The organism is Klebsiella sp. CB_Kp196 (genome assembly GCF_040061575.1).
Lineage (GTDB): Bacteria > Pseudomonadota > Gammaproteobacteria > Enterobacterales > Enterobacteriaceae > Klebsiella > Klebsiella michiganensis.
In genome coordinates, this window is record NZ_JBEAFH010000001.1 from 19,192 (window position 1) to 44,887 (window position 25,696).

25 protein-coding genes are annotated in these 25,696 nt (G+C 57.1%); 9 read left to right on the forward strand and 16 right to left on the reverse strand.

From position 1 onward, the window contains the following. Positions 1-30: 30 nt before the first annotated feature. Positions 31-1,764, forward strand: coding sequence for a potassium/proton antiporter (locus ABLU87_RS00085; protein WP_004851981.1), 1,734 nt, complete (start codon positions 31-33; stop codon positions 1,762-1,764). A gap of 16 nt (positions 1,765-1,780) precedes the next feature. On the opposite strand, the gene dadX is transcribed toward ABLU87_RS00085, so the two are convergent. Beyond that, complete coding sequence (dadX, locus tag ABLU87_RS00090) at positions 1,781-2,851, reverse strand: catabolic alanine racemase DadX (protein WP_014229800.1); 1,071 nt, start codon at positions 2,849-2,851, stop codon at positions 1,781-1,783. A 12-nt stretch (positions 2,852-2,863) separates the two neighbouring features. Further along, positions 2,864-4,162 (reverse strand): D-amino acid dehydrogenase, encoded by a 1,299-nt coding sequence (locus tag ABLU87_RS00095; protein WP_025106152.1) that lies wholly within the window; start codon positions 4,160-4,162, stop codon positions 2,864-2,866. Positions 4,163-4,483: 321 nt separating this feature from the next. Between ABLU87_RS00095 and ABLU87_RS00100 the strand changes: the two genes are divergently transcribed. Next, the gene (locus ABLU87_RS00100) at positions 4,484-6,016 is read left to right on the forward strand and encodes a SpoVR family protein (protein WP_004138526.1); all 1,533 of its coding nucleotides are present in this window, start codon (positions 4,484-4,486) and stop codon (positions 6,014-6,016) included. Positions 6,017-6,075: 59 nt separating this feature from the next. Here the strand turns inward: ABLU87_RS00100 and fadR are convergent, their stop codons facing one another. Next, positions 6,076-6,795, reverse strand: coding sequence for a fatty acid metabolism transcriptional regulator FadR (gene fadR / locus ABLU87_RS00105; protein WP_004851987.1), 720 nt, complete (start codon positions 6,793-6,795; stop codon positions 6,076-6,078). A 245-nt stretch (positions 6,796-7,040) separates the two neighbouring features. On the opposite strand from fadR, the gene nhaB reads away from it, so the two are divergent. From nhaB to ABLU87_RS00120, 3 genes are all read left to right on the forward strand, one after another. Then, a complete protein-coding gene (gene nhaB, locus ABLU87_RS00110; protein WP_025106151.1) occupies positions 7,041-8,594 on the forward strand; it encodes a sodium/proton antiporter NhaB in 1,554 nt (517 codons plus the stop codon). A 129-nt stretch (positions 8,595-8,723) separates the two neighbouring features. Then, complete coding sequence (gene dsbB, locus ABLU87_RS00115; RefSeq protein WP_014229804.1) at positions 8,724-9,254, forward strand: disulfide bond formation protein DsbB; 531 nt, start codon at positions 8,724-8,726, stop codon at positions 9,252-9,254. Positions 9,255-9,370: 116 nt separating this feature from the next. Beyond that, complete coding sequence (locus ABLU87_RS00120; protein WP_004103255.1) at positions 9,371-9,715, forward strand: DUF1971 domain-containing protein; 345 nt, start codon at positions 9,371-9,373, stop codon at positions 9,713-9,715. An 8-nt stretch (positions 9,716-9,723) separates the two neighbouring features. On the opposite strand, the gene ABLU87_RS00125 is transcribed toward ABLU87_RS00120, so the two are convergent. From ABLU87_RS00125 to ABLU87_RS00135, 3 genes are all read right to left on the reverse strand, one after another. Then, positions 9,724-10,170, reverse strand: a complete 447-nt coding sequence (locus ABLU87_RS00125) for a YcgN family cysteine cluster protein (protein ID WP_004851995.1) — start codon at positions 10,168-10,170, stop codon at positions 9,724-9,726. A 94-nt stretch (positions 10,171-10,264) separates the two neighbouring features. Then, positions 10,265-10,924, reverse strand: coding sequence for a fumarylacetoacetate hydrolase family protein (locus tag ABLU87_RS00130; protein WP_004851997.1), 660 nt, complete (start codon positions 10,922-10,924; stop codon positions 10,265-10,267). A 17-nt stretch (positions 10,925-10,941) separates the two neighbouring features. Next, positions 10,942-11,223 carry a YcgL domain-containing protein gene (locus ABLU87_RS00135; protein WP_004138522.1) on the reverse strand — a complete coding sequence of 94 codons (282 nt, stop codon included), beginning with the start codon at positions 11,221-11,223 and terminating at the stop codon, positions 10,942-10,944. A gap of 126 nt (positions 11,224-11,349) precedes the next feature. Here ABLU87_RS00135 and minC point away from each other — a divergent pair, with 126 nt between their 5' ends. The 3 genes from minC to minE are packed head-to-tail and all read left to right on the forward strand — an operon-like array spanning position 11,350 to position 13,157. After that, the gene (gene minC / locus ABLU87_RS00140) at positions 11,350-12,048 is read left to right on the forward strand and encodes a septum site-determining protein MinC (RefSeq protein ID WP_004852000.1); all 699 of its coding nucleotides are present in this window, start codon (positions 11,350-11,352) and stop codon (positions 12,046-12,048) included. A gap of 23 nt (positions 12,049-12,071) precedes the next feature. Further along, entirely contained in the window at positions 12,072-12,884 is an 813-nt protein-coding gene (minD, locus tag ABLU87_RS00145; protein ID WP_004103267.1) for a septum site-determining protein MinD, read from the forward strand. 3 nt (positions 12,885-12,887) lie between these two features. Beyond that, on the forward strand, positions 12,888-13,157 hold the full coding sequence (gene minE / locus ABLU87_RS00150; RefSeq protein WP_002910902.1) for a cell division topological specificity factor MinE: 270 nt from the start codon (positions 12,888-12,890) through the stop codon (positions 13,155-13,157). 64 nt (positions 13,158-13,221) lie between these two features. On the opposite strand, the gene rnd is transcribed toward minE, so the two are convergent. The 5 genes from rnd to ABLU87_RS00175 all read right to left on the reverse strand — a co-directional run bounded on the left by rnd (position 13,222) and on the right by ABLU87_RS00175 (position 19,614). After that, on the reverse strand, positions 13,222-14,337 hold the full coding sequence (gene rnd / locus ABLU87_RS00155) for a ribonuclease D (RefSeq protein WP_004852003.1): 1,116 nt from the start codon (positions 14,335-14,337) through the stop codon (positions 13,222-13,224). A gap of 81 nt (positions 14,338-14,418) precedes the next feature. Next, positions 14,419-16,104 carry a long-chain-fatty-acid--CoA ligase FadD gene (gene fadD, locus ABLU87_RS00160; RefSeq protein ID WP_014229806.1) on the reverse strand — a complete coding sequence of 562 codons (1,686 nt, stop codon included), beginning with the start codon at positions 16,102-16,104 and terminating at the stop codon, positions 14,419-14,421. 208 nt (positions 16,105-16,312) lie between these two features. Next, the gene (locus tag ABLU87_RS00165) at positions 16,313-16,897 is read right to left on the reverse strand and encodes a Slp family lipoprotein (RefSeq protein ID WP_004852007.1); all 585 of its coding nucleotides are present in this window, start codon (positions 16,895-16,897) and stop codon (positions 16,313-16,315) included. Positions 16,898-16,940: 43 nt separating this feature from the next. Then, positions 16,941-17,636, reverse strand: coding sequence for a tRNA (adenosine(37)-N6)-threonylcarbamoyltransferase complex dimerization subunit type 1 TsaB (gene tsaB, locus ABLU87_RS00170; protein ID WP_004852009.1), 696 nt, complete (start codon positions 17,634-17,636; stop codon positions 16,941-16,943). Between the two features lie 67 nt (positions 17,637-17,703). After that, a complete protein-coding gene (locus tag ABLU87_RS00175) occupies positions 17,704-19,614 on the reverse strand; it encodes an ATP-dependent DNA helicase (RefSeq protein WP_014229807.1) in 1,911 nt (636 codons plus the stop codon). 132 nt (positions 19,615-19,746) lie between these two features. Between ABLU87_RS00175 and ABLU87_RS00180 the strand changes: the two genes are divergently transcribed. Further along, entirely contained in the window at positions 19,747-20,091 is a 345-nt protein-coding gene (locus ABLU87_RS00180) for a RidA family protein (RefSeq protein ID WP_004113724.1), read from the forward strand. Positions 20,092-20,261: 170 nt separating this feature from the next. Here the strand turns inward: ABLU87_RS00180 and ABLU87_RS00185 are convergent, their stop codons facing one another. Genes ABLU87_RS00185 through ABLU87_RS00205 form a run of 5 tightly spaced genes read right to left on the reverse strand, consistent with a single transcriptional unit; the run spans position 20,262 to position 25,605 of the window. Then, on the reverse strand, positions 20,262-21,401 hold the full coding sequence (locus tag ABLU87_RS00185; protein WP_014229808.1) for an alginate lyase family protein: 1,140 nt from the start codon (positions 21,399-21,401) through the stop codon (positions 20,262-20,264). Positions 21,402-21,408: 7 nt separating this feature from the next. Further along, complete coding sequence (gene ugpC, locus ABLU87_RS00190) at positions 21,409-22,503, reverse strand: sn-glycerol-3-phosphate ABC transporter ATP-binding protein UgpC (protein ID WP_049069062.1); 1,095 nt, start codon at positions 22,501-22,503, stop codon at positions 21,409-21,411. A 10-nt stretch (positions 22,504-22,513) separates the two neighbouring features. Beyond that, the gene (locus ABLU87_RS00195; protein ID WP_009651976.1) at positions 22,514-23,353 is read right to left on the reverse strand and encodes a carbohydrate ABC transporter permease; all 840 of its coding nucleotides are present in this window, start codon (positions 23,351-23,353) and stop codon (positions 22,514-22,516) included. A 9-nt stretch (positions 23,354-23,362) separates the two neighbouring features. Further along, a complete protein-coding gene (locus tag ABLU87_RS00200) occupies positions 23,363-24,304 on the reverse strand; it encodes a sugar ABC transporter permease (RefSeq protein WP_025106147.1) in 942 nt (313 codons plus the stop codon). Between the two features lie 11 nt (positions 24,305-24,315). Beyond that, entirely contained in the window at positions 24,316-25,605 is a 1,290-nt protein-coding gene (locus tag ABLU87_RS00205) for a sugar ABC transporter substrate-binding protein (protein ID WP_048263761.1), read from the reverse strand. Between the last annotated feature and the right edge of the window lie 91 nt (positions 25,606-25,696).

Consider the following 25,696-nt stretch of genomic DNA (forward strand, 5'->3'; position numbering starts at 1 on the left):
ATCTTCACGCCGGTAAGGAGTACGTCAACATTGGACGCCGCTGCGGTCATCAGTCTGTTTATCCTGGGTTCTGTTTTAGTAACCTGTAGTATTTTATTAAGTTCCTTTTCCTCACGCCTCGGCATCCCGATTCTGGTTATCTTCCTGGCGATTGGGATGCTGGCGGGCATTGACGGTATCGGCGGCATTCCGTTTGACAACTACCCTTTCGCCTACATGGTGAGCAACCTGGCGCTGGCGGTTATCCTGCTTGACGGCGGGATGCGCACTCAGGCCAGCTCTTTTCGCGTGGCGCTGTGGCCCGCCCTCTCGCTCGCCACGGTCGGGGTGCTGATCACCTCGGCTCTGACCGGACTGATGGCGGCCTGGCTGTTTCATCTCAACCTGATTGAAGGGCTGCTGATCGGCGCTATCGTCGGCTCAACCGATGCCGCGGCGGTGTTCTCACTCCTCGGCGGTAAAGGGCTGAACGAACGTGTCGGCTCGACGCTGGAAATTGAATCCGGCAGCAACGATCCGATGGCGGTGTTCCTGACCATTACCCTTATCGAGATGATTCAGCAGCACGAGACCGGCCTGAGCTGGATGTTCGCGGTGCATATCGTGCAGCAGTTCGGGTTGGGTATCGCTATTGGCCTCGGCGGCGGCTATCTGCTGCTGCAGATGATTAACCGCATTGTGCTGCCGGCCGGGCTTTATCCTCTGCTGGCGCTGAGCGGCGGGATCATGATTTTCGCCGCCACCACCTCGCTGGACGGCAGCGGCATCCTCGCGGTCTACCTGTGCGGATTCCTGCTCGGCAACCGGCCGATTCGCAACCGCCACGGTATCCTGCAAAACTTCGACGGCCTGGCGTGGCTGGCGCAGATCGCCATGTTCCTGGTGCTCGGCCTGCTGGTCACCCCGTCCGACCTGTGGCCTATCGCCATCCCGGCGCTCATTCTGTCGATGTGGATGATCTTTATCGCCCGTCCGCTGTCGGTGTTTGCCGGTCTGCTGCCGTTTCGCGGCTTCAACCTGCGCGAGCGGATATTTATCAGTTGGGTGGGCCTGCGCGGCGCGGTGCCGATTATTCTCGCCGTCTTCCCGATGATGGCGGGCCTGGAGAATGCGCGGTTGTTCTTTAACGTGGCCTTCTTCGTGGTGCTGGTCTCGCTGCTGTTACAGGGGACCTCGCTCTCCTGGGCGGCGAAGAAAGCCAAAGTGGTGGTGCCGCCGGTCGGCTCGCCCATCTCCCGCGTCGGGCTGGATATCCATCCGGAAAACCCGTGGGAGCAGTTCGTGTACCAGCTTAGCGCCGAAAAATGGTGCGTCGGCGCGGCGCTGCGCGACCTGCATATGCCGCCGGAGACGCGGATTGCCGCGCTGTTTCGCGACAACGTACTCCTGCACCCTACCGGCAGTACCCGGCTGCTGGAAGGCGATATTCTCTGCGTGATTGGCCGCGAGCGCGACCTGCCCGCGCTGGGTAAACTGTTCAGCCAGTCGCCGCCGGTGGCGCTGGATCAGCGCTTCTTCGGTGATTTTATTCTCGATGCCAGTGCCAGATTTGCCGACGTCGCGCAGATTTACGGCATTGACGGGGGAGAAGAGTTTCGCGATCGCCAGCAGTCTCTGGGTGACGTCATACAGCACCTGTTAGGCGCCGCCCCGGTGGTCGGCGACCAGGTGGAATTTGCCGGGATGGTGTGGACGGTGGCGGAAAAAGAAGAGGATCACGTTCTGCGGGTCGGCGTACGGATGGCGGAAGATGAGGCGGAGTGATCCGCCTCAGGCTAAGTTACACCGTCACAACCGGTACGCGCGGCGCGAGCGCGCACATTAATTCATATCCGACGGTGCCGCAGGCGGCCGCGACATCGTCAATTTTGATCTCTTTGCCCCACAGCTCAACCGGCGCGCCGATCCCTGCCTGCGGGCATGGGGTTAAATCCACGGCCAGCATATCCATTGAGATGCGCCCGACCGTCACGGTGCGTACGCCGTCAACCAGCACCGGCGTACCGCTCGGCGCCAGCCGCGGATAGCCATCGGCATAGCCGCAGGCAACGATGCCGATACGCCGCTCCTCCGCCGTGCGCCAGGTTGCGCCGTAGCCGACCGCTTCACCGGCTTTCAGGTTCTGTACGGCAATAATTTCGCTGCTTAGCGTCATCACCGGTTTCAGCCCGGTGTTGGCCACGTCCTGCCACAGGCCGGAAGGCGAGGCGCCGTACAGCACGATCCCCGGCCTCACCCAGTTAAAATGCGACTCCGGATGCCACAAGGTTGCCGCCGAGTTCGCCAGCGAGCGCGGGCAATCCAGCCCTTCCGCCGCCTGCTCAATGCGCCGCATCGGCTCGACAATGCCGTCCGGGTTTTCCGCTTCGGCGAAATGCGACATTAACGTCATTTCGCTGACGTTACCGAGCGCTCGCAGCTGCTGCCAGACGATGTGCAAACGGTCCGGCATAAAACCCAGCCGATTCATCCCGCTATTCACCTTGACGTAAATATCGAGGGGCGCGTGCAGCTTCGCCTGCTGCAGCGCCTTGATTTGCCAGTTACTGTGCACGCTGGTAGTCAATCGGTATTTATCAAACAGCGCCAGCTCATCGGCATGGAAGAAACCTTCCAGCATCAGTATCGGCCCTTTCCAGCCGAGCTCGCGCAGCAGGATCGCCTCTTCAAGATTGAGCATCGCGAAACCGTCCGCGGCGCTAAGCGCGTTCCAGACCCTTGCCAGGCCGTGGCCATAAGCATTGGCTTTGACCACCGCCCACAGGCGCGAGCCGGGCGCCGCGCGGCGAACAATGTGTTGATTCTGGCGTAAGGCTGACATATCAATGCTGGCCTTTACAGGACGAGACATGAAAGCTCCTTGTTAATTGTGAACGCCATGCAGATGCTGAGCGCGGGCAGGCGTAAAGCCTCGGCTATAGCGGGCGACGGCAAGATCGTCATACGGGATCGCCGGCGTACGCCCGGAGATCAGATCGCTGATCAGCTGGCCTGAACCGCAGGCCATGGTCCATCCCAGCGTGCCGTGGCCGGTGTTGAGCCACAGATTTTTATACGCCGTGCGGCCCACCACCGGCGTACCGTCCGGGGTCATCGGACGCAGTCCGGTCCAGAAGGTTGCCTGTTCAACGTGGCCGCCGCGCGGGAACAGATCGCGCACCACCATCTCCAGGGTTTCACGCCGCGGCTGCAGCAGTTCTTTATTAAATCCAACAATTTCCGCCATTCCGCCAACGCGAATACGCCTGTCGAAACGGGTGATGGCGATTTTGTAGGTTTCATCAAGGATAGTCGAAACCGGCGCGCCGTCTTCTTCCGCGATCGGAATCGTTAGCGAATAGCCTTTCAGCGGGTAGACCGGAATATCCACCAGCCCTTTCAGCATGGCCGTCGAATATGATCCGAATGCCATCACGTAAGCGTCGGCTTTGATGATTTCAGCGCCGCACTTCACGCCGGAGATGAGATCCCCTTCATAGAGCAGTTCATCCACCGGTGTATTAAAACGGAAAGTCACGCCCGCCTGTTCCGCCATCAGGGCCAGACGCGTGGTGAAAAGCTGGCAGTCGCCGGTTTCATCATTAGGTAAACGTAAACCGCCCGTCAGTTTATGGCTCACTTCCGCCAGCGCCGGTTCAACGTCCAGCAGGCGGTTTGCCTCCAGCAGCTGGTAAGGCACGCCCGCCTCCTGCAGTACCGCGATATCGCGGGTCGCGTTTTCGAACTGCTTGTCGGTGCGGAAAAGCTGCAGCGTGCCGCCCTGCCGGCCTTCATACTGGATACCGGTGCTCTCGCGCAGCGCCTTCAGGCAGTCGCGGCTGTACTCCGCCAGGCGCACCATACGTCCTTTGTTTTCCATATAGTGGCGAGTGTCGCAGTTGCGCAGCATCTGCCACATCCATTTCAGCTGGAACGGCGTGCCATCCAGCCCAATAGCCAGCGGCGCGTGGCGCTGGAACATCCACTTAATCGCCTTCAACGGTACGCCCGGCGCCGCCCACGGCGCAGCGTAGCCGGGAGAGATCTGCCCGGCGTTAGCGGCGCTGGTCTCTTCGGCCGGCCCCGGCTGACGATCGATAACCGTCACTTCATGTCCTGCCTGGCTTAAGTACCAGGCGCTAGCGACTCCAACTACCCCACTTCCCAGTATGACGACGCGCATAGCGGCTCCGTAATCGTTAAAGAACAATCATCTGATTACAAATTGATAACTCAGATGAAAATATTATTCAACATACGCTTTATTTATGGTGACTTATCTCACAGGGTTCTGCGCCAGCACTGCCCCCGTCGGTTTACCATCTCCTGCTGCGCCTCATTTTTCTACAGAATAAAATCCTGTTTAAACCGTAAAACAACGCCTTTAAGATTGTGAAATCGCGAAGAAAAGAAAATGCGGATGCACGCAGTTTGCGACGCCGTGTTCTATGCTTGTTAAGAGGTTTTCCGTACAGAGAGAACCATCAACAACGAGGGCGCGCTAATGGCTACGATTGATTCCATGAACAAGGACACAACCCGTTTAAGCGATGGACCCGACTGGACTTTTGAGCTGCTGGAGACCTATCTGGCAGAAGTCGATCGGGTGGCGAAGCTGTATCGTCTTGACACCTATCCGCACCAAATCGAAGTCATTACTTCCGAACAGATGATGGATGCCTACTCCAGCGTCGGGATGCCGATTAACTATCCGCACTGGTCGTTTGGTAAAAAATTCATTGAGACCGAACAGGCCTATAAGCACGGGCAACAGGGGCTGGCCTATGAAATCGTCATTAACTCCAACCCCTGTATCGCCTATTTGATGGAAGAGAACACCATCACCATGCAGGCGCTGGTGATGGCGCACGCCTGCTACGGGCACAACTCGTTTTTCAAAAATAACTACCTCTTTCGCAGTTGGACCGACGCCAGCTCCATCATCGACTATCTCATCTTCGCGCGTAAATACATCACCGAATGTGAAGAGCGCTACGGCGTTGATGAAGTCGAGAAGCTGCTCGACTCCTGCCACGCCTTGATGAACTACGGCGTTGACCGCTATAAACGCCCGCAGAAAATCTCGCTGCAGGAGGAAAAAGCGCGGCAAAAAAGCCGGGAAGAGTATCTGCAAAGCCAGGTGAATATGCTGTGGCGCACCCTGCCGAAGCGCGAAGAGGAAAAGACCATTGAAGCGGCGCGCCGCTATCCCTCTGAGCCGCAGGAAAACCTGCTCTACTTTATGGAGAAAAACGCGCCCCTGCTGGAGCCATGGCAGCGTGAGATCCTGCGTATCGTGCGTAAGGTCAGCCAGTATTTTTATCCGCAGAAGCAGACTCAGGTGATGAACGAAGGCTGGGCGACCTTCTGGCACTACACCATCCTGAATCATCTTTATGATGAAGGAAAAGTCACCGAGCGCTTTATGCTGGAGTTTCTGCACAGCCACACCAACGTGGTGTTCCAGCCGCCCTATAACAGCCAGTGGTATAGCGGCATTAACCCCTATGCGCTGGGTTTCGCCATGTTCCAGGATATCAAACGTATTTGTCAGTCGCCGACGGAAGAGGACAGGTACTGGTTCCCGGATATTGCCGGATCCGACTGGCTCGAAACCCTGCACTTCGCCATGCGCGACTTCAAGGATGAAAGCTTTATCAGCCAGTTCCTGTCGCCGAAAATCATGCGCGATTTCCGCTTCTTTACCGTGCTCGATGACGATCACAACAACTATCTGGAAATATCCGCCATTCATAATGAAGAGGGATATCGTGAGATTCGTTCGAAGCTTTCAGCGCAGTACAACCTGAGCAACCTCGAGCCGAACATTCAGGTATGGAATGTGGATCTGCGCGGCGACCGTTCACTCACCCTGCGCTACGTGCCGCACAACCGCGTGCCGCTGGATAAAGGACGCCGCGAGGTGCTGAAGCACGTCCACCGCCTGTGGGGATTTGACGTTCTTCTGGAGCAGCAAAACGCCGATGGTAGCGTTGAGCTGCTGGAACGTACGCCGCCGCGGCCCAATCCGCTGTAGCGCGTAAACAGCAAAACGCCCGGTGACAGCACCGGGCGTTGTTTATTCGTGGGCGGGGTCTAGCGCATATTAATCGCCAGGTCACCCGGCAAATTCTTCTGCATACGATGCCAAATCTCCCCGCTGTCATGCCCGTAGCGGCGAACGATTTCATAAACCTGTTCATGAAGCCCTTCTTCACATACTTTCGCCAGCTGATGATAGAAGCCGAGCGCCAGGCTACGCGCTTCCGGGTTGGCAAAATAGTGACGACCTATGCGGGTGTACAGACCTTTCATCCCGTTGAGGATCAGGCCGTAGATGGGGTTACCTGAAGCAAAGGCCAGACCGCGGAAGATATTATAATCCAGCTCGGCAAACGCATCGGCGTGGTCTTCAATTTCACGCGCGCTCGCCAGAACCTCCAGCGCCTTATCCGGGTGCTGACGGAAAGCGGTGCGGATAAAAATAGTCGAAATATTGGTACGCACGGACAGCAGATTATCAATCAGCTGCGGAACGCTGTCGTGATCGAGACGCGCGAGGGTTTCGAGAATATTCAGACCTGACGTTTCCCAGAAGTTGTTCACTTTGGTAGGCTTACCGTGCTGAATGGTTAACCAGCCATCGCGGGCCAGACGCTGCAACACTTCACGTAAGGTTGTACGGGTAACACCAATCAGTTCAGAAAGTTCACGTTCAGCGGGAAGAATTGAACCAGGAGGGAAGCGGTTATTCCAGATACTTTCAATGATGTACTCTTCAGCGAAACCCGCAGGGCTTTGCGCCTTAATGACCATAATAAGATTTCCATTACACAGCGTTGCTATTCGACTCATCATACCAGAGCGGCCATAAGGCAGATAGCGCCAGAAAGTAATTAAAAAGGGATCGCCGTTTCATTTTCAACTTTTCATTTCACACTTTCTGTGGCTAAAGAACGTGATGCGAAGAAAGTTGCGTCTCGTTTTGCGCAACTGGTAATCTTGCGTATAGTTACGCATAAAATCATGTTTCAGAATTTGACGGAGAAAGGATGTCTGTCGTGGAAATGTCGTATGGCCGCGCCCTGTGGCGCAACTTTCTTGGTCAGTCCCCGGACTGGTACAAACTCACTCTCATCATTTTCCTGATCGTTAATCCGCTGGTCTTTTATCTTCATCCGTTTATTGCCGGATGGCTGCTGGTTATCGAATTTATCTTCACCCTGGCGATGGCGCTTAAATGTTATCCGCTGCTGCCGGGCGGCCTGCTGGCTATTGAAGCGGTATTTATCGGTATGACCACGCCCGGGCATATTCGCGAAGAAGTGGCCAGTAATCTTGAAGTCCTGCTGCTGCTGATGTTTATGGTGGCGGGTATCTACTTCATGAAGCAGCTGCTGCTGTTTATCTTCACCCGTTTGCTGCTCGGCATTCGCAGCAAGATGCTGCTGTCGCTGGCGTTTTGCGTCGCGTCCGCTTTCCTCTCCGCCTTCCTCGACGCGTTGACCGTTGTCGCCGTCGTGATCAGCGTAGCCGTTGGCTTCTACGGTATTTATCACAAAGCCGCTTCGGCGCGGCCGGACGATGACAACATGCTCGACGACAGCCATATCGAGCAGCACTATCGCGATGTTCTGGAGCAGTTTCGCGGCTTCTTGCGCAGCCTGATGATGCACGCCGGGGTCGGCACCGCGCTCGGCGGCGTAATGACGATGGTCGGCGAACCGCAGAACCTGATTATCGCCAAAGCCGCGGGCTGGCACTTCGGTGAATTCTTCATACGCATGCTGCCGGTAAGCTTACCGGTGCTGGTATGCGGCCTGCTCACCTGCCTGCTGCTGGAGAAATTCCGCCTGTTTGGCTACGGCGAACCGCTGCCGCCTACGGTGCGCAAAGTGCTACAGGATTTCGACGATCGTAGCCGTCAGAGCCGCAGCCGTCAGGATCGCCTGCGTCTTATCGCCCAGGGGGTTATTGGCGTCTGGCTGATCGTCGCGCTGGCGCTGCATCTGGCGGAAGTCGGCCTGATTGGCCTGTCGGTCATCATTCTGGCAACGACTTTTTCCGGCGTCACCGATGAACACGCCATCGGCAAAGCGTTTACCGAAGCGCTGCCGTTTACCGCGCTGCTGACGGTCTTTTTTGCCGTCGTGGCGGTGATCATCGATCAGCACCTGTTTGCCCCGGTGATCGAATTTGTTCTCCAGGCCTCGCCGCACGCCCAGCTATCGCTGTTCTATCTGTTTAACGGCCTGCTATCGTCGATTTCGGATAACGTCTTCGTCGGCACCGTGTACATCAACGAAGTGAAGACGGCCCTGGAGCATGGGACGATCGGCCTGCCGCAGTTTGAGCTGCTGGCGGTGGCCATTAATACCGGTACTAACCTGCCATCCGTCGCCACGCCGAACGGTCAGGCCGCGTTTCTGTTCCTGCTCACCTCCGCGCTGGCCCCGCTGATTCGCCTCTCCTATGGCCGTATGGTGTGGATGGCGCTGCCGTATACTCTCGTCCTGACCCTGGTGGGCCTGGCGTGCGTCGAGTTTACCTTGATGCCGGCGACCCAGTGGATGCTGGAGCAGGGTTGGCTGGTGACGCCTCAGCTGCTGAAATAAAAAAGCAATACCCGGATCAAAAATCCGGGTATTCCATATTCGCTTACGTAATATTTTCAGACTAGCTGCTGGCGTCGCTTCGGTTTTCGTTTACACTGCCATGATTTAGCATGTTCCAGGGAAATGATTATGTTGCGATATTTAAACCAGTGCTCAAGGGGACGCGGTGCCTGGCTCCTGATGGCGCTTACCGCGTTTGTTCTTGAATTGGTTGCTTTGTGGTTCCAGCACGTCATGCTGCTGCAACCCTGCGTACTCTGTATTTACGAACGCTGCGCGCTTTTTGGCATTATGGGTGCCGGTATTGTCGGCGCCATCGCGCCAAAATCGCCTCTGCGCTATGTGGCGATTATTATCTGGCTCTACAGCGCCCTGCGCGGGCTGCAGCTGGCATGGGAACACACCATGATTCAGCTTCACCCTTCCCCCTTCCAGACCTGCGATTTCGCCGCTCGTTTCCCCACGTGGCTGCCGCTGGATAAATGGCTGCCTCAGGTATTTGTCGCAACCGGTGACTGCTCCGTACGCCAGTGGGAATTCCTGACGCTGGAAATGCCGCAGTGGCTGGTCGGGATCTTCGCCGCCTATCTGGTTGTCGGCGCGCTGGTACTTATCGCACAGCCGTTTAAACCTAAAAAGCGCGATCTGTTTGGCCGCTAAGAACGATTGCTGATAAAGCGCTCCTCCGGGAGCGTTTTTTTTGCCTGCACGTTGACGTCGGTCACATAAAGCTGCATATTAAATGCAACTTATCGATGTTAACTAAGGAGCACATGATGTCTCATTTGCGTATTCCCGCTAGCTGGAAGGTAAAACGCTCCACCCCATTCTTTACCAAACAGAACGTCCCTGCCGCTCTGCTGACGCACCACAACACCGCTGCGGGTGTTTTCGGCCAGCTTTGCGTGATGGAAGGTACGGTAACCTATTATGGCTTCGCCGACGAACAGGCGACAGAGCCTGAAGCAAAGGTCGTTATCAACGCCGGACAGTTCGCGACCAGCCCGCCGCAGTACTGGCACCGCATTGAGCTTAGCGACGACGCGCAGTTCAATATTAACTTTTGGGTTGCAGATGACGCCGACGGTGAAAGCGGGCTATTCCACGCGAAGAAAGGCTAACTGAGCGCCTACTGCGCCCAGTCTGGTTTGTTCAGGATATGATCCTGCCAGTCAACCACCGTGGATTCTTTCACAGCAATATGGCGAACGGAGATGCGTTCGCCATGCATCGCCGCCTTCGAACCGGTTAACAGCGGGTGCCAGTGCGGCAGCGGTTGACCTTCCGCCAGCAGACGATAGGCGCAGGTCGGCGGCAGCCATTCAAACGTAGGCAGGTTGTCGCGGGTGAGCTTAATGCAGTCCGGTTCATATTCGAAACGGCGCTCATAGTTACGGCACTGGCAGGTTTTGATATTAAGCTGACGGCAGGCGACGTTGGTGAAGTAGATTTCGTCGGTATCCTCATCCATCAGCTTATGCAGGCAGCACTGTCCGCAGCCGTCGCAAAGTGATTCCCACTCCGCATCGCTCATTTCATCCAGTGTTTTGTGTTGCCAGAAAGGTTGTTCGCTCATTGGGATGTCCGTCATTGCAGTTCAGGGTGCACCTTATAACCAGTCTGGCACGCCGATGCAAGTTTTGCCGCCCGGAGAAGGCGGCAAGCGGTCGTTACAGCACGCGGGTGGTCAGCGAAAACCCGTTAAAACCGACTTCCAGCTCGTCGCCGCTGGCGAGCGGCCCCACGCCTTCCGGGGTGCCGGTCAGCACTACATCACCGGCTTTCAGGGTGAAGAAGCGCGACATATAGGCGATCAGCGGCACAATTTTATGAATCATGTCGGCCGTCGTGCCCTGCTGGCGCACCTCGCCGTTTACCTTCAGGCTCAGCGGCGTATTCTGCGCGTCGCCGTGAAATTCGCCGGCGGGAATAAACCCCGAAATCGGGCAGGAGTTATCAAAGCCTTTCGCCTTTTCCCACGGCTGCCCGGCTTTTTTCATTTTGCCCTGCAGATCGCGCAGAGTGAGGTCCAGCGCCACGCCATAGCCGGCGATGGCTTTGAGCACATGATCGTCCGTCGCCTGACGCAGCGTGCCGCCAATCAGCACCGCCAGCTCAACCTCGTGGTGCACCGACCCCAGCCCCTCAGGAAGCACCAACGGCTGGCGGATATCGCATAGCGCCGTCTCAGGTTTAATAAACAGCACCGGCTCTTCCGGCGTCGCACTGCCCATCTCCTTGATGTGTTTTGCGTAGTTGCTGCCCACGCACACCACTTTGCTTACCGGATAATCCAGTAGCGCACCCTGCCAGTTATGATGTTGGTACATTGTTTTCCCTCTGTGGGTTAATCAGATTTATTCCCCTGTTCCGCCAGGTGTTTCTTGAGTAAATTTTCAGACGGAGGAGGGAGCTGAAGGTAATAGCCCTGATCGGCCAGCGCCTGTTTCACTTTATCCAAATCGGCGTGGATGAGTTTTTTTCGCCCATCGAGCGGTAAAATCATTGCCAGTTTGGGCGTACCGAAGCTATACATTAATTCGTCAGGAACGCGGGAGAAATCGTCCTTTTTTTCGACATATAAATAGGTTTGCTCACGTTTAGTACTTCGATAGATCACACAAAACATAGTTTTACTCGGAATTAGACCTGTGGTCACTTGCCTCTATATATGAGTGACTATAACATGCCTTTTAGTCTTCGGAATATCACCGCACTTCAGCGAGTGATAAACAGCAAATTGAGTAAGGCCAGGATGTCAAATACGCCAATCGAACTTAAGGGCAGTAGCTTCACCTTATCTGTGATTCATTTGCACGATGCAAATCCCGAGGTTATTCGTCAGGCGTTAGAAGACAAAATCGCCCAGGCTCCCGCATTTTTACGTCATGCCCCCGTGGTGGTGAATATCAGCAGCATTGAAGATGACGTCGACTGGCGCCCTCTTCATGAGGCTATCGCGGCTACCGGTCTGCGTATTATGGGCGTAAGCGGATGTAAACTTCCTCGGCTGAAAACCGAAATTGACCGAGCCGGGATCCCTTTATTAACCGAAGGGAAAGAAAAAATTACCCGTCAGGCCGCGCCAGAACCCGTTGCCCCGCCGCCAGCTGTTAATCAGATCACAAAAACGCGCTTGATCGATCAGCCGGTACGTTCCGGTCAGCGTATTTATGCGCCACACTGTGATCTAATTGTTACAAACCATGTGAGTGCCGGGGCTGAACTTATTGCCGATGGTAATATCCATGTATATGGCATGATGCGGGGACGTGCGCTTGCCGGCGCCGGCGGCGACAGAGACGCCCAAATATTTTGCAGCAACCTCTCGGCGGAACTGGTTTCCATCGCCGGGGAATACTGGCTGAGTGATAACATTCCGGCCGAATTTTATGGCAAAGCGGCCCGTCTACGTTTAGACGACAGCGCTTTGACGATTCAATCGTTGAATTAATCCCTTTTTAACAAGGAATTTCTATGGCACGCATTATTGTTGTGACTTCGGGTAAAGGAGGCGTTGGCAAGACCACCTCCAGCGCGGCCATCGCTACTGGTTTGGCCCAGAAGGGAAAGAAAACGGTCGTTATCGACTTCGACATCGGCCTGCGTAACCTCGATCTGATCATGGGCTGTGAACGCCGGGTCGTTTATGACTTCGTCAACGTCATCCAGGGCGATGCCACGTTGAACCAGGCGCTGATTAAAGACAAGCGCACGGAGAACCTCTACATCCTTCCGGCCTCCCAGACGCGTGACAAAGACGCCCTGACCCGCGAAGGCGTAGACAAAGTTCTCGAAGAACTGAAAAAAATGGATTTTGATTTTATCGTCTGTGACTCCCCTGCAGGCATCGAAACCGGTGCGCTGATGGCGCTGTACTTCGCTGATGAAGCCATCATCACCACCAACCCGGAAGTCTCCTCCGTTCGCGACTCCGACCGTATCCTTGGCATCCTGGCCTCCAAATCCCGCCGCGCGGAAAGGGGCGAAGATCCGATTAAAGAGCATCTGCTGCTGACGCGCTATAACCCAGGCCGCGTGAACAAAGGTGACATGCTGAGCATGGAAGACGTGCTGGAAATTCTGCGCATCAATCTGGTGGGCGTGATTCCGGAAGATCAGTCCGTGCTGCGCGCGTCTAACCAGGGCGAACCGGTTATTCTGGATGACGCCTCGGATGCGGGTAAAGCCTATGCCGATACCGTTGAACGTCTGCTCGGAGAAGAACGCCCTTTCCGCTTCGTAGAAGAAGAGAAGAAAGGTTTCCTCAAACGCCTGTTCGGAGGATAAATTATGGCATTACTCGACTTTTTTCTCTCGCGGAAAAAGAACACGGCCAACATTGCGAAAGAGCGCCTGCAAATTATCGTCGCGGAGCGCCGCCGCGGCGACGCTGAACCGCACTATCTTCCGCAGCTGCGCAAAGACATTCTCGAAGTGATTTGCAAGTATGTGCAAATCGACCCGGAAATGGTCAGCGTACAGCTGGAGCAGAGGGACGGTGATATTTCGATTCTGGAGCTGAACGTGACCCTGCCGGAAACTGAAGAGTCGAAGTCCTGAGCCTGAAGGTATAAAAAAACCGGCAACGCTGCGCGAAGCCGGTTTTTCACTATGCCGCTCGGCGCTAGCGCGGGTAGTCGCTCAATAGCGCATTCAGGCGATCGGCCATCAATTCTCCGCGCCAGCCGGAAACCAGTTCAGGCTGCCCGTTGCCGTTTTTAAGCCCCCAGTGCCAGTTCAGCAGCTGGTTAATCTGTCTTCTTGAGGCCAGCAGCTCCGCGCTGACGCCCTTCTCGGCGCTCACGGTCTGCACAAGCGCTTTGATATCCTTAAACAGCTTGCGGTAGCCCGGCATGTCGATCAGGTTCTGCAGCGGCTCTGGCAGCGCCTCTTCCGGCAGCGCCTGCGCTTTCTCGACGAGGCCGATCAGCGTCTTGCCGTGGAAACGAATTTCGCTGCCCGAGAGTCCGAGGCTGTCAAGCTCCCCGAGGCTGGTGGGCATATAGCGCGCCACGTTCCACAAATGCTCTTCCCGGATCACAAAGTTGACGGCCAGATCGCGCTCGCGCGCTTTGCGCAGACGCCACTCCGCCAGCAGCTGCAGGCAGCCCAGCTGACGAGTACGCAGCTGCCAGGCATTACCGATATCGCGCCACGCCTCGGCGGGATCCTGAATCTCCTGACGCCGCTGCTGCATCAGCTGACATTCATCCAGGGCGGCGGAGAGCCAGCCTGCGCTGTCGGTTTCAGCCATCAGCTTTCCGGCAATCGGCAGCAGGTACCAGACGTCGGCGGCAGCATAAATGCACTGGCGTTCGGTCAGCGGGCGCGCCAGCCAGTCGGTGCGGGACTCGCTCTTGTCCAGCGCCACGCCGGTAAACTCTTCCACCATCGACGCAAAGCCCCACGACATCGGGCGGCCGCAAAAAGCGGCGAGAATTTGCGTGTCAATCAGCGGCTGCGGCATCAAATGAAAAGCATTGAGGAATACTTCCAGATCTTCACTGCCGGCGTGCAGAAATTTGGTCACATCTTTATTCAGCAGCAGTTCACGCATCGGTTCCCAGTCGGTGATGACCAGCGGGTCAATCAGCGAAACCTGGCTGCCGTCGAACAGCTGGAGCAAACCGAGCTGCGGGTAGTAGGTACGAGTACGGACAAATTCCGTATCCAGCGCGATGGCGGAAACCGCGCTTGCCGCGTCGCAGACGGCGCGAAGGCCATCGTTGGTGGTGATCATCTGATAGTTCAAATCATACTCTCTTAACTTGCGCCCATAAAAAACGCCGGCTTAGCCGGCGTCTGGCGATTCACTCTTAGCTCAGGCTTTATTGTCTACTTTAGCACGGGCTTCGTCACGCAGTTCTCGACGTAAAATTTTCCCGACGTTGGATTTCGGCAGCTCATCGCGAAACTCCACCAGCTTCGGCACCTTGTAGCCGGTTAGCTGGCGACGGCAGAAAGCGATCAGCATCTCTTCCGTCAGCGCCGGATCTTTCTTGACCACGAAAATCTTCACCGCTTCACCGCTGCTGCCGGACGGCACGCCGACCGCAGCCACTTCCTGAACCCCGGCGTGCTGCATCACCACATCTTCGATTTCATTCGGATAGACGTTGAAGCCCGAGACAAGAATCATATCTTTTTTGCGATCGACGATACGCAGGAAGCCCTCTTCATCCATCACCGCGATATCGCCGGTATGCAGCCAGCCGTCCTTGATAATTTCAGCGGTCGCGTCCGGACGCTGCCAGTAGCCCAGCATCACCTGCGGCCCTTTCACGCACAGCTCCCCCGGTTCTCCCGGCGCGACTTCATTATCGTCATCATCCACCAGCTTCGCTTCGGTGGAGGGCACCGGCAGGCCGATACTGCCGCTGTGATAATCGATATCGTGCGGATTGACGCTTACCAGCGGCGCGCACTCCGTCAGGCCATAGCCTTCCAGCAGATACTGCCCGGTCAGCTTAACCCAGCGCTCCGCCACCACCTGCTGTACCGGCATTCCGCCGCCGGCGGAGAGATGCAGTGAAGAGAAATCGAGCTGCTGAAACTCTTTGTTATTGAGCAGCGCGTTAAACAGGGTGTTGACCCCGGTCATCGCGGTGAAGGGATATTTCGCCAGTTCTTTGACCAGGCCTGGAATATCGCGCGGATTGGTGATCAGCAGGTTCTGCCCACCCAGCTCTATAAACAGCAGACAGTTCATGGTCAGGGCAAAAATGTGGTACAGCGGTAGCGCGGTAACAACCAGCTCTTTACCGCGGTGCAGCAGCGGCCCGTAGGTGCCGTTGACCTGCTCAAGGTTCGCCAGCATATTACGATGAGTCAGCATCGCCCCCTTCGCCACGCCGGTGGTCCCGCCGGTGTACTGGAGAAAAGCGAGATCCTGAGAGACGATTTCCGGCTTAATGTACTGCATACGGTAGCCGTGCTGCAGCGCGCTGCGAAACGAGATGGCGTCCGGCAGATGATATTTTGGCACCAGCCGTTTGATGTACTTCACCACAAAGTTAACCAGCGTCCCTTTCGCCGTGGAAAGCTGATCGCCCATGCGGGTTAAGATCACGTGCTTGACCTGGGTTTTATCAACCACCTTTTCAAGGGTATGGGCGAAGTTGGAAACGATCACAATGGCGGCGGCGCCGCTGTCGTTGAGCTGGTGCTCCAGTTCGCGCGGGGTGTAGAGCGGATTAACGTTCACCACGATCATACCGGCACGCAGGATACCAAACAGCGCCACCGGATACTGCAGCAGGTTAGGCATCATCAGGGCGACGCGGTCGCCTTTTTGCAGGCCTAACCCTTCCTGTAGATAAGCGGCGAACGCCCGACTGCGCTCCTCCAGCTTACGGTAGGTCATCACCTCGCCCATATTGATAAAGGCCGGCTGATCGGCATAGCGGCGGACGGCGTGTTCAAACAGTTCAACCAGGGATTGATAGCGGTCAGGGTTTATCTCCGCAGGAACGTCCGCGGGATAACGGTTTAGCCAAACCTTTTTCACTGCATCACCTCTGAAATAGTTATTCGTCGTCATCACAGCCCCTGATCAACAAACATTTTGTTAACATTATATTAACTCAGCGTACCAGTTTATTAATTAGCCGTTGTACAGGTTGCGAAGCGCGTCACTATTTATTTTTCTTATTTGACTGAAAACGAAGAAACAGCGGACCAGCCGCTGTTTCTTTTTGCTTACAAAGACTACAAAATCATTCGGTTACAACGTTTCTGACTTCGGCAGGACCGGGGTTATACCAGCCCCAGCCGCCGTACCCGTAGCCCCACGGGCGCGGGCCGAACATCCACGGGTCCATCATCGGCTGCGGCGGCATGACCACCTGCTGGACTACGTTCCAGCGTTTGTAGCCGGTGGCGTTCATCAGCATGAATTTATACGGCGTATTGCCCACTTTACCGTCGACGACGCCGACGATCGGGCCAACCACGGTAACCAGCTGTCCGCGAAAATCCACCGGGTCGATAAAGCCGTTCACGTCGGCAAAAATACGCCCGCGCGACGCTTCGCCCAGCTCCGGACGCGCGGCGTCGTCAAGCTGAACGGTGGCAATTTCCAGGCGAGTTTTACCCTGCTGATTTTGCACGCTGACAACCTTACCGCCAAAACGCGCCTCCTGGCCGACATACAGCTGCGGCGCGTTCATCACGCGGACTAAATCCTGCTGCGGCGTCGGGGTGGTGCCCTTAATGGCATCCGGCACCGAAGCGCACCCGCTCAGCGCAGCAACGACTGCTGCCGCGACTAACCAACGCACTACCCTTTTTTGACCCGCCATGACGCGACTCCTTCCTTCTTCTCAGACATATAGTTACTGAGATTCACTCGCGGCCAGGAAGTTTCTTCCACGCCACTTCATTACGTAAATAAACTGGCTCAGCGTGTTCGACGGCCACGGTTTTTCCCGCCGTAAACAGGTGGCAGGCCAGCGGCAGCATATCCTGCGCCTCAGGCAGCTGAATGTCGCCATCGACGAGCGTTAAACCGCAGTCGCGAGCCATATCCGGCCACGCCTGCCAGCCGGTGCCCACGGTGGCCCACTCGCCTTCCAGCCGCTGAAGCCGCTCGCGAACCGCTTCCGGCTTCAGCACCGCCTCGCTCTCTTCGCCGTGCCAGACGCCCTGTTCATCGCGCTGATATTCCGCCCAGTAGACTTCGCCCATCCTGGCGTCGATGGCCGCCAGCACGCGGGTGGCGCCGTTTTTCCGCCACGCGCCCTGCGCCATGGTCGCCAGCGTAGATACGCCGATCATCGGCAGCCCGGCCCCCAGCGCCAGCCCCTGCGCGATACCGATGCCGATACGCACGCCGGTGAAGCTCCCCGGCCCGCGGCCAAAGGCCAGCGCATCAAGCTCGGTCAATAGCGTTCCGCTTTCATTGAGGACATCCTGCACCAGGGGCAGGATACGTTGGGTATGTTCACGGGGGCAGATTTCAAAATGAGCACTGAGGGTGCCATCATTCCACAGCGCCGCGGAGCAGGCCTCCGTGGCGGTATCGATAGCTAAAATTCGCATGGGTTGTCGCGCTCTCGCTCTAGCAGATTGACAAAATGGCGCGCAGCTTACCACATTTTGCGCCGGATTACCTCGCCGGCGGCACCGCAAGAAAACGCACCGCCCGGCGGATATCGCGCGTGCGCGGCGCAGGCGGAAGGCTAGCGAGGAAGACCGCGCCGTAGGGACGCATCACCAGACGGTTGTCGCAGATAACCAGTACCCCGCGATCGTCGATGTCGCGAATCAGGCGCCCCACCCCCTGTTTAAGGGTAATCACCGCGTCCGGTAGCTGGACCTCGTCAAAAGGATCGCCGCCGCGCAGGCGACAATCCTCCATCCGCGCTTTGAGTAGCGGATCGTCCGGCGAGGTGAACGGCAGTTTGTCGATAATCACCAGCGAAAGCGCATCGCCGCGCACGTCCACCCCTTCCCAGAAGCTGCTGGTCGCCACCAGCAGCGCATTTCCGGCGCTGACGAACTGCTGCAAAAGCTGACCTTTGCTGGTTTCTCCCTGCAGGAGCACCGGCAGCGTCATGGTGGCGCGGAACTGTTCCGCCAGATCGCGCATCATGGCGTGCGAGGTGCAGAGCATAAAGCAGCGCCCGTCGTTGGCCTCAATCAGCGGTTTGAGCATCGCCGCCAGATGGCGCGCCGCGCCGGGCTGGTTCGGCAAAGGTAAATTGCGCGGTACGCACAGCAGCGCCTGATGGGCATAATCAAAGGGGCTGGGCAGCAGCAGGGTTTGCGCTTCGCCAATCCCCAGGCGATCGGTAAAGTGGTGCAAATCGTCATTGACCGAGAGCGTCGCCGAGGTAAAAATCCAGCTCCCCGATTTTTGCGCCATCACCTCTTTAAACTTATCCGCCACCGTCAGCGGGGTCAGCGCCAGAGTAAAATTACGCGAAGTGCACTCATACCAGTAGCTAAAGCCGGGCTGGTTGGTCTCTTTAAGCCGCTTCAGGCGGCCGCGGTAGACGGTGGCCCGCTCAAAGGCGGCGTCGAGCAGCGCCGAGCGGCCCAGCGACAGCTTTGCCACGTCGTAACAGAGTTCGAGCGCATCATCAAGCAGCAGCAGCGCGCGCTGAATGTTGTTATCCGCCAGCAGCTCGCGCAGGTTGCCGCGATAGCCGGGTTCCCCCAGCTGCAGGCGAAAATCCTGCGCGCTCTGGGCCAGGCGGTCGGCGCATTTCTGCAGCTGCTGGGTGTCTTTGAGTTCGGTGCGATAAGCAATGGTGATATCTTTCGCCAGGTCCAGCAGCTGGCGGCTGGAGAGCGACTGGCCGAAGTACTGGCTGGCGATGTCCGGTAGCTGATGCGCTTCGTCGAAGATCATCACTTCCGCTTCGGGAATCAGCTCAGCAAATCCGCTCTCTTTGACCACCATATCGGCGAGGAACAGATGGTGGTTGACGACGACCACGTCAGCATCCATCGCCTTTTTCCGCGCCTTCACCACAAAACAGTCTTTATATAACGGGCAGTCGCTGCCGAGGCAGTTATCGTTGGTACTGGTGACCAGCGGCCAGGCCTGGGAATCTTCGGCCACGCTAACGCAGGTGCTGATATCGCCATCAACGGTCTGGTTAGACCACGAACGCAGCAGAATGACATCGCTGAGGGTTTGCACCGGCAGGTCGCCGCCGGCGAGCGCCTGCTGTTCCAGCCGCTCAAGGCACAGGTAGTTCGAACGCCCTTTCAGCAGGGCCAGCTTACCGGTGTACTTCAGCGCTTTGGCGACAGTGGGTAAATCCCGACTGTAGAGCTGATCCTGTAGCGCTTTCGAGCCGGTGGAGATAATGACTTTCTTATTGGCGCGGAGCGCAGGCGCCAGGTAGGCGTAGGTTTTCCCGGTCCCGGTCCCCGCCTCAACCACCAGCGGACGGGTTTCTTCAATCGCGCTGGCGACGGCGAAAGCCATCTGACGCTGCGGCTCGCGTGGTTTAAATCCCGCAATCGCGCTGGCCAGCTGGCCGTCTGCTGCAAAATCGTCGATCACATTACCCCCTGGTTATTTGGACAGTGATTATGTCAGGGTGGAGTCGTTTTCGCCAGTGCGGGTAGTGACGCAGGTGAAACATTATGGCAGTCTTGCCGCAGCTTAATGAACCGGAACAAAGAGGAAATAAACATGACCATTACGCGTATTGATGCCGAAGCCCGCTGGTCTGATGTGGTGATTCACAACCAGACGCTGTACTACACCGGCGTGCCGTCCAACCTTGACGCCGATGCCTGCGCGCAAACCGCCGATACCCTGGCGCAGATTGACGCCGTGCTGGAGAAACAGGGCAGCAGCAAGTCGCGTATTCTTGATGCGACGATTTTTCTTGCCGACGGCGCAGACTTTGCGGCGATGAACCAGGCCTGGGATGCGTGGGTCGTCGCCGGTCATGCCCCGGTGCGCTGTACGGTGCAGGCGAAGCTGATGAATCCGAAGTACAAAGTCGAGATTAAAATCATCGCCGCCGTGTAAGACAGCGTGGCCCCGTAGCCCGGGCAAGCGTAGCGCCGCCCGGGAAGAAGCCGCGCCAAAGCCGTTATCCGGCGCATTCCCCGGATAGCGGCGTAAACGCTTTATCCGGGCTACATAGCAGCCAGGCCGATCGGGCACAGCGCCGTCGGGAGGCAAGAAGCATTGTTCTATCAGCCCGGACACCACATCAGCTGTTCCTTCAGCTGCAGCGTCTCCTGCGGCACACATTTCAGCGCTTCACGATAGCTGGCAGATTGTTTTGCATAGCCCCGCACTGACTGCAACAGCACGCGCAGCGCGCTATCCCACACGATTCCCTGCAGGTCGCTGTAGGGCCAGAGATCCGGTTCCCGGATAAACGGCACCAGGTAATCAATCCCTTGCTTCACGCCTCGCCCATCGCGGATGGCGTTCCAGCGATCGAACTCAACGTGTTCGGCGTAGCGGTTGAGCAGCAGATGCGCCTCCAGATTAAACAGCGAGTAGTGGAACGGAATGGTACGTTCCAGCTCCATCGTCTGCCTGCCGTCCTGGTCAATCTGCGCCGCCATCCGCTGGGTGATCCCCTGCTCGATGATCCGCGCCGCCAGCCCTTTATCGCCATAAAATAGCGCGTTAACCGTCCGCTGAGCGTCGTACCAGGTGCCGTGGTTGTTGTGCCAGACGTACTCAGAGTGGCCGATGTCGCTGTAGTACATCCAGTGGTTAAAGTCGCGGAACCACTGGTGCAGGCCGATGATATCGTCGGTATCAAGCACGCTCGCCGCGTTAATCAAACCGATGGTGTCCACCACCATCCACATTAAGCGGGTATCGATAAGCCCGGTACCGCGACCGGAAACAATCCCCGGGATCGCCTGGCCATAGTTCAGATGCGGGTTCATCCGCGTTTCCGCATCAAGGAACCAGCAGCGGATCTGCGCAGCCGCCGCCTGCGCGTACTGACGCTGACCGGTGAAGTACCACGCCAGCCCGAGGGTCAGGCACCGTTCGCACATGCGGATAATGCGCGAGGTATCCGTGTCGTTGTTCTCACACTGCGGATTAATATGCCCGTCGCGGCGAATATAGGGCAGCCCGTTGGGCCGCCGCGGGTTTGGCCACCAGTAGGTCCCCAGGCTGTAGTAATCGTGCGCGTCGCCGCTCGCCGGGCGCAGCTTTTTATGTACCACGCTTTCCGGCGCTTCCCGACGCAGGATATCCGCCTCCGATACCAGCTTGCTTAGCGCCAGCTGCAGCGGCGAGAAGGGCTGCTTCAGGCCCGCCCGGGCGTTTTCCAGGCAGGTTTCGTCAAGGGTGTACAGCTTCATCGCCACCTTAATTTCCCTCCCGGCAGGCTATGCGCTGGCCGCTTTGCGCATCGAACAGGTGCACGCCGGCGAGCTTCGGCTGCAGCCAGATCTTATCGCCCTCTTTTACGGCCAGACGCTGTTTGAACACCGATGTAAACGCCCCGCCGCCGGTATCGCAGAAGAGCTGCATATCCGAGCCGGTGTTCTCCACCGCCGTCACCTTCGCCGCCAGCGCATCGTCCCGCGCTTCATGAACCACGTTGACCTGTTCGGGGCGAATGGCGTACACCACCTGCTGGCCATCGGTGACCCGTAAACCGGCGGGCAAAGCCAACAGGGAGCCATCTTTCAGACGCAGGCTGGCGGCGCTACCGTTCAAGACCACGACGCCCGGCAGCTGGTTAATCTCCGGCGAGCCGATAAACCCGGCGACAAACAGATTCGCCGGCCGGTCGTACAGTTCCAGCGGGGTCCCCGCCTGCTCTATTCGCCCGTCGCGCAGCACCACAATCATCTGCCCCATGGTCATGGCTTCAATCTGATCGTGGGTGACGTACACCGAGGTGGTTTTCAGCCGACGATGCAGTTCGCGGATCTCGCCGCGTACCTGGGTTCGCAGCTTGGCGTCAAGGTTGGAGAGCGGTTCATCGAACAAGAACACCTGCGGCTTACGCACGATCGCCCGCCCCATCGCCACGCGCTGGCGCTGGCCGCCGGAGAGATCTTTGGGCAGGCGCTCCAGCAGCGGCTCCAGCCCCAGTAGCGCCGCCGCTTCATTCACCTTCTGGCTGATTTCCGCTTTCGGCAGCTTAGCCATCTTCAGGGCAAAGCCCATATTTTCACGCACGGTCATCTGCGGGTAGAGCGCATAGCTCTGGAACACCATCGCAATGTCGCGCAGCTTCGGCTCCACCTCGGTAACGTTACGCTCGTTGATATGCACTTCGCCGCCGGAGATCTCCTCCAGCCCGGCAATCATGCGCAGCAGCGTGGATTTGCCGCAGCCGCTGGGGCCAACGAGGACGCAGAACTCGCCGTCCGGAATCGTCAGCGACACATCTTTAATGACGTGGGCATCCCCGTATGATTTGCGCACGCTATTTAATACAACCGATCCCATCGTTAACCCCTTATCCTTTGACCGCGCCGGACATAATCCCGCGATTGAAATGTTTTTGCAGACCCAGATAGACGATGATGCTGGGCAGCATCGCCAGCAGCGTAATGGCGATAAAAATGTTCGGCGTGATGCTCTCATCGGTACGCAGCGTACCGAGGATCACCGGAATGGTATTCAGGCTGTCCTGGTTGACCACAATCAGCGGCAGCAGGTACTGGTCCCAAATCATAATAAAGCCGAAGGTCACCACCGTGCCGAGCGCCGGTTTTACCAGCGGCAGAATGACGTGGAAGAAAATCTGCCATTCGTTGGCGCCGTCAATCCGCGCCGCCTCCTCCAGCTCTTTCGGTATCGCTGACATAAATTCGGTCAGGACAAAGATGGAGAACGCCCAGCCGACGACCGGTAAAATCATTCCGAGATAGCTGTTGTAGAGCGAGGCGTCGATCAGCGGCAGCCGCCAGTTGATAATCATGTACAGCGGAATGGCGATGACCTCTTCCGGCAGCATCATGGTGGACAAAATCACCAGGCTCACCAGCGCTACGCCGCGAAACTTCTTCCGCGCCAGGGCGTACGCCGCCAGCGCGCTGACCGACACCTGCAGAACGGTGCCGAAGAACACCACCAGAATGGAGTTCAGCAGATACTGCCAGACGCCGATATCCATCCACGCGAAGATGAAGTTTTCCAACGAGAACTGATGCGGCCAGGCCAGCAGCTCGCCCGGCTTCACCGGCGCGCCGCTGAATGCCGTGGCGACGATGCCCCAGAACGGCCCGACAAAGACAATCAGCAGCAGCGCGTAGATGCACCAGCGCCCTGCTGTATCCCAACGTTTGCTTAACATCGCGGCTCCTTAGTAACGGGCGATACGTTTTTTCAGCGTCAGATGACAGAGGGTTAAGATAACCGTGAAGGTGAACAGCAGGAACGACACCGCCGAAGCGTAGCCATAGTCAAACTGCTCAAAGCCCAGCTTGTAGATGTGGGTCATGACCATTTCCGTGGCGTTAGAAGGTCCCCCGCCGGTGGTGGCGTACACCTCGGCAAACACGCGGAAACCGCGAATGAAGGAGAGCATCAGTACCACCGAGAGCGCCGGGATCATGCCGGGCAGCGTGACGTAGCGCAGGCGGTTCCACCAGCTGGCGCCGTCGACGTTCGCCGCATCGTATAAATCGCGGCTGATTCCCGCCAGGCCGGCAATAAAGATCACCATGTTGTAGGGCACCGCTTTCCAGATATGCAGCAGCATGATGACGCCCAGCGCCTGATCGGAGCTGGCAAGAAAGCCCTGGTCGGCGACGCCAAACCAGCTGAGGATGTGGTTAACCACGCCGTTGGGCGTCGGGTTAAACAAAATGCGCCACATTTCGGCGACGATCGCCGCGCTGGTAACCGCCGGTAAAAAGATGGCGGTTCGAATAAAGCGCAGATGGCGCGCCGGGCCTTCCAGCAGCATGGCGAGGAAAAACGCCAGGATAGCCGCGGCGAACATCGTTACCACCACGTAAAGCAGGGTATTCACCACCGCCGCGTGCAGCTCTGCGTCGGCAAAAGCGCGGGTGAAGTTATCGAGCCCCACCCACTCGTTGGGCTGATTAAAGTTAACCTTGTAAAAGCTCATCACCAGACCCTGAATCATCGGGATAAACTTAAACCAGCTAAAAATAATCAGCGCAGGCGCTAAAAACAGCCACGGGATCAGCGCCCGCTTACGCTTTGCGCTCAGCCATCCGGTCGAGTCAGGCGAAGCGGCCTGCTTTATCGGCGAGGACTTCGTCTCATGCAGCGTCATAACCTATGTCCTCAGTTAGCCAGCACATTTTGTTTTTTCAGCTCAGCGTTCACCTTGCCGTCGAGCGTCTTCAGCTCGCCGGGAATATCGCTGCCGCAGTCGGCAAAAATCCGGTTAAAACCGTCGGCAACCACCTGGCGCACCGGCGTCCAGTTGGGAATTTGCGGCACGTAGCGTCCCTGTTCATTGTAAAGTCTGGCGAAAGTTTCCCAGCGCGCGTCCTGATACACGGCTTTGACGTCGACGTTCTTATTCACCGGCAGACGCACTACCGGAATATGCTGGCTGCCTTTACCCATGCCGATCTCCTGGCCTTCCGCAGAGATCATAAATTCGATAAATTTTCGCGCCGCCTCTTTCTGTATGCTGCTCTTCATCATAAAGACCGTGGTGCCCTCGGCGAGGGTGGCTTCGCCTTTCGGCCCCGCCACCGGAATGACTTCGAAGTTGTCTTTACCGGGGTCTTTATCGAACAGCGCGATATGGTACGGCCCGCTGAAGAACATGCCGCTTTGCCCGGAGCGGAAGGAGGGAATAACGTCGGCGGTGGTGGCGTTAATCGCGCCCGGCTGGGTGACTTTGTCGCACATCATGGTGCGCATAAAGGTCATCGCCTGAGCCACTTCCGGCGTATTGAGCGAAGCGCTGAATTTTCCGCTCTCTTCTTTAACGAAATCACCACCCGCCTGCCAGATAAAGCTGCTCATAAACCAGCTGGCGTAGCCGCGCGTCGTGGAAGCGGGAACGATAAAGCCGTAGGTATCATTTTTGCCGTTACCATCGGGATCCTGAGTGGTGAAGGCTTTCGCCAGCGTCTGGATATCATCCCAGTTCTTAGGCTGCGGCAGCCCCAGTTTTTCACGCCAGTCTTTACGCACGAAGAGCGCGAAAGTTTGCGCCGAGGTCGGCACGCCGTAATACTTACCGTCGATATAGCGGGTACTCTTCCATGCCGTCTGGAATAGCTGGTCGCCGCCCGCGATCGCCTGCGGGTCAATTTCTTCGGCAATACCCAGCTGGATGAACTGCCCCAGCGACGCCGCATCGTTAAAAATCAAATCGGGTAAGGCGTTGCCCGCCGTGGCGCGCGCCAGCCGCTGTTCAAAGTCGGTGGTGGCGTTGAAATACGCGATTTTGATACCGGTTTTTTCTTCAAATTTTTCCGCCTCCTGTTTGTAGATATTCTTCGAGTCATTGCTGGCGCGGATCCAGACGTTGAGAGTGGTGGCGGCGTAACTTTGACTAACGCCGAGCCCGAGTGCGGTGAGAAGTAACAGTGAACGTAATTTACAGGCAGACATGATGGCATATCCTTTATTGTAGGGCACAAAGGTAATTAAATTCTCAATTAATACACGTAAAAGAATTTGAATATCGCTCAGGCGTTAATAC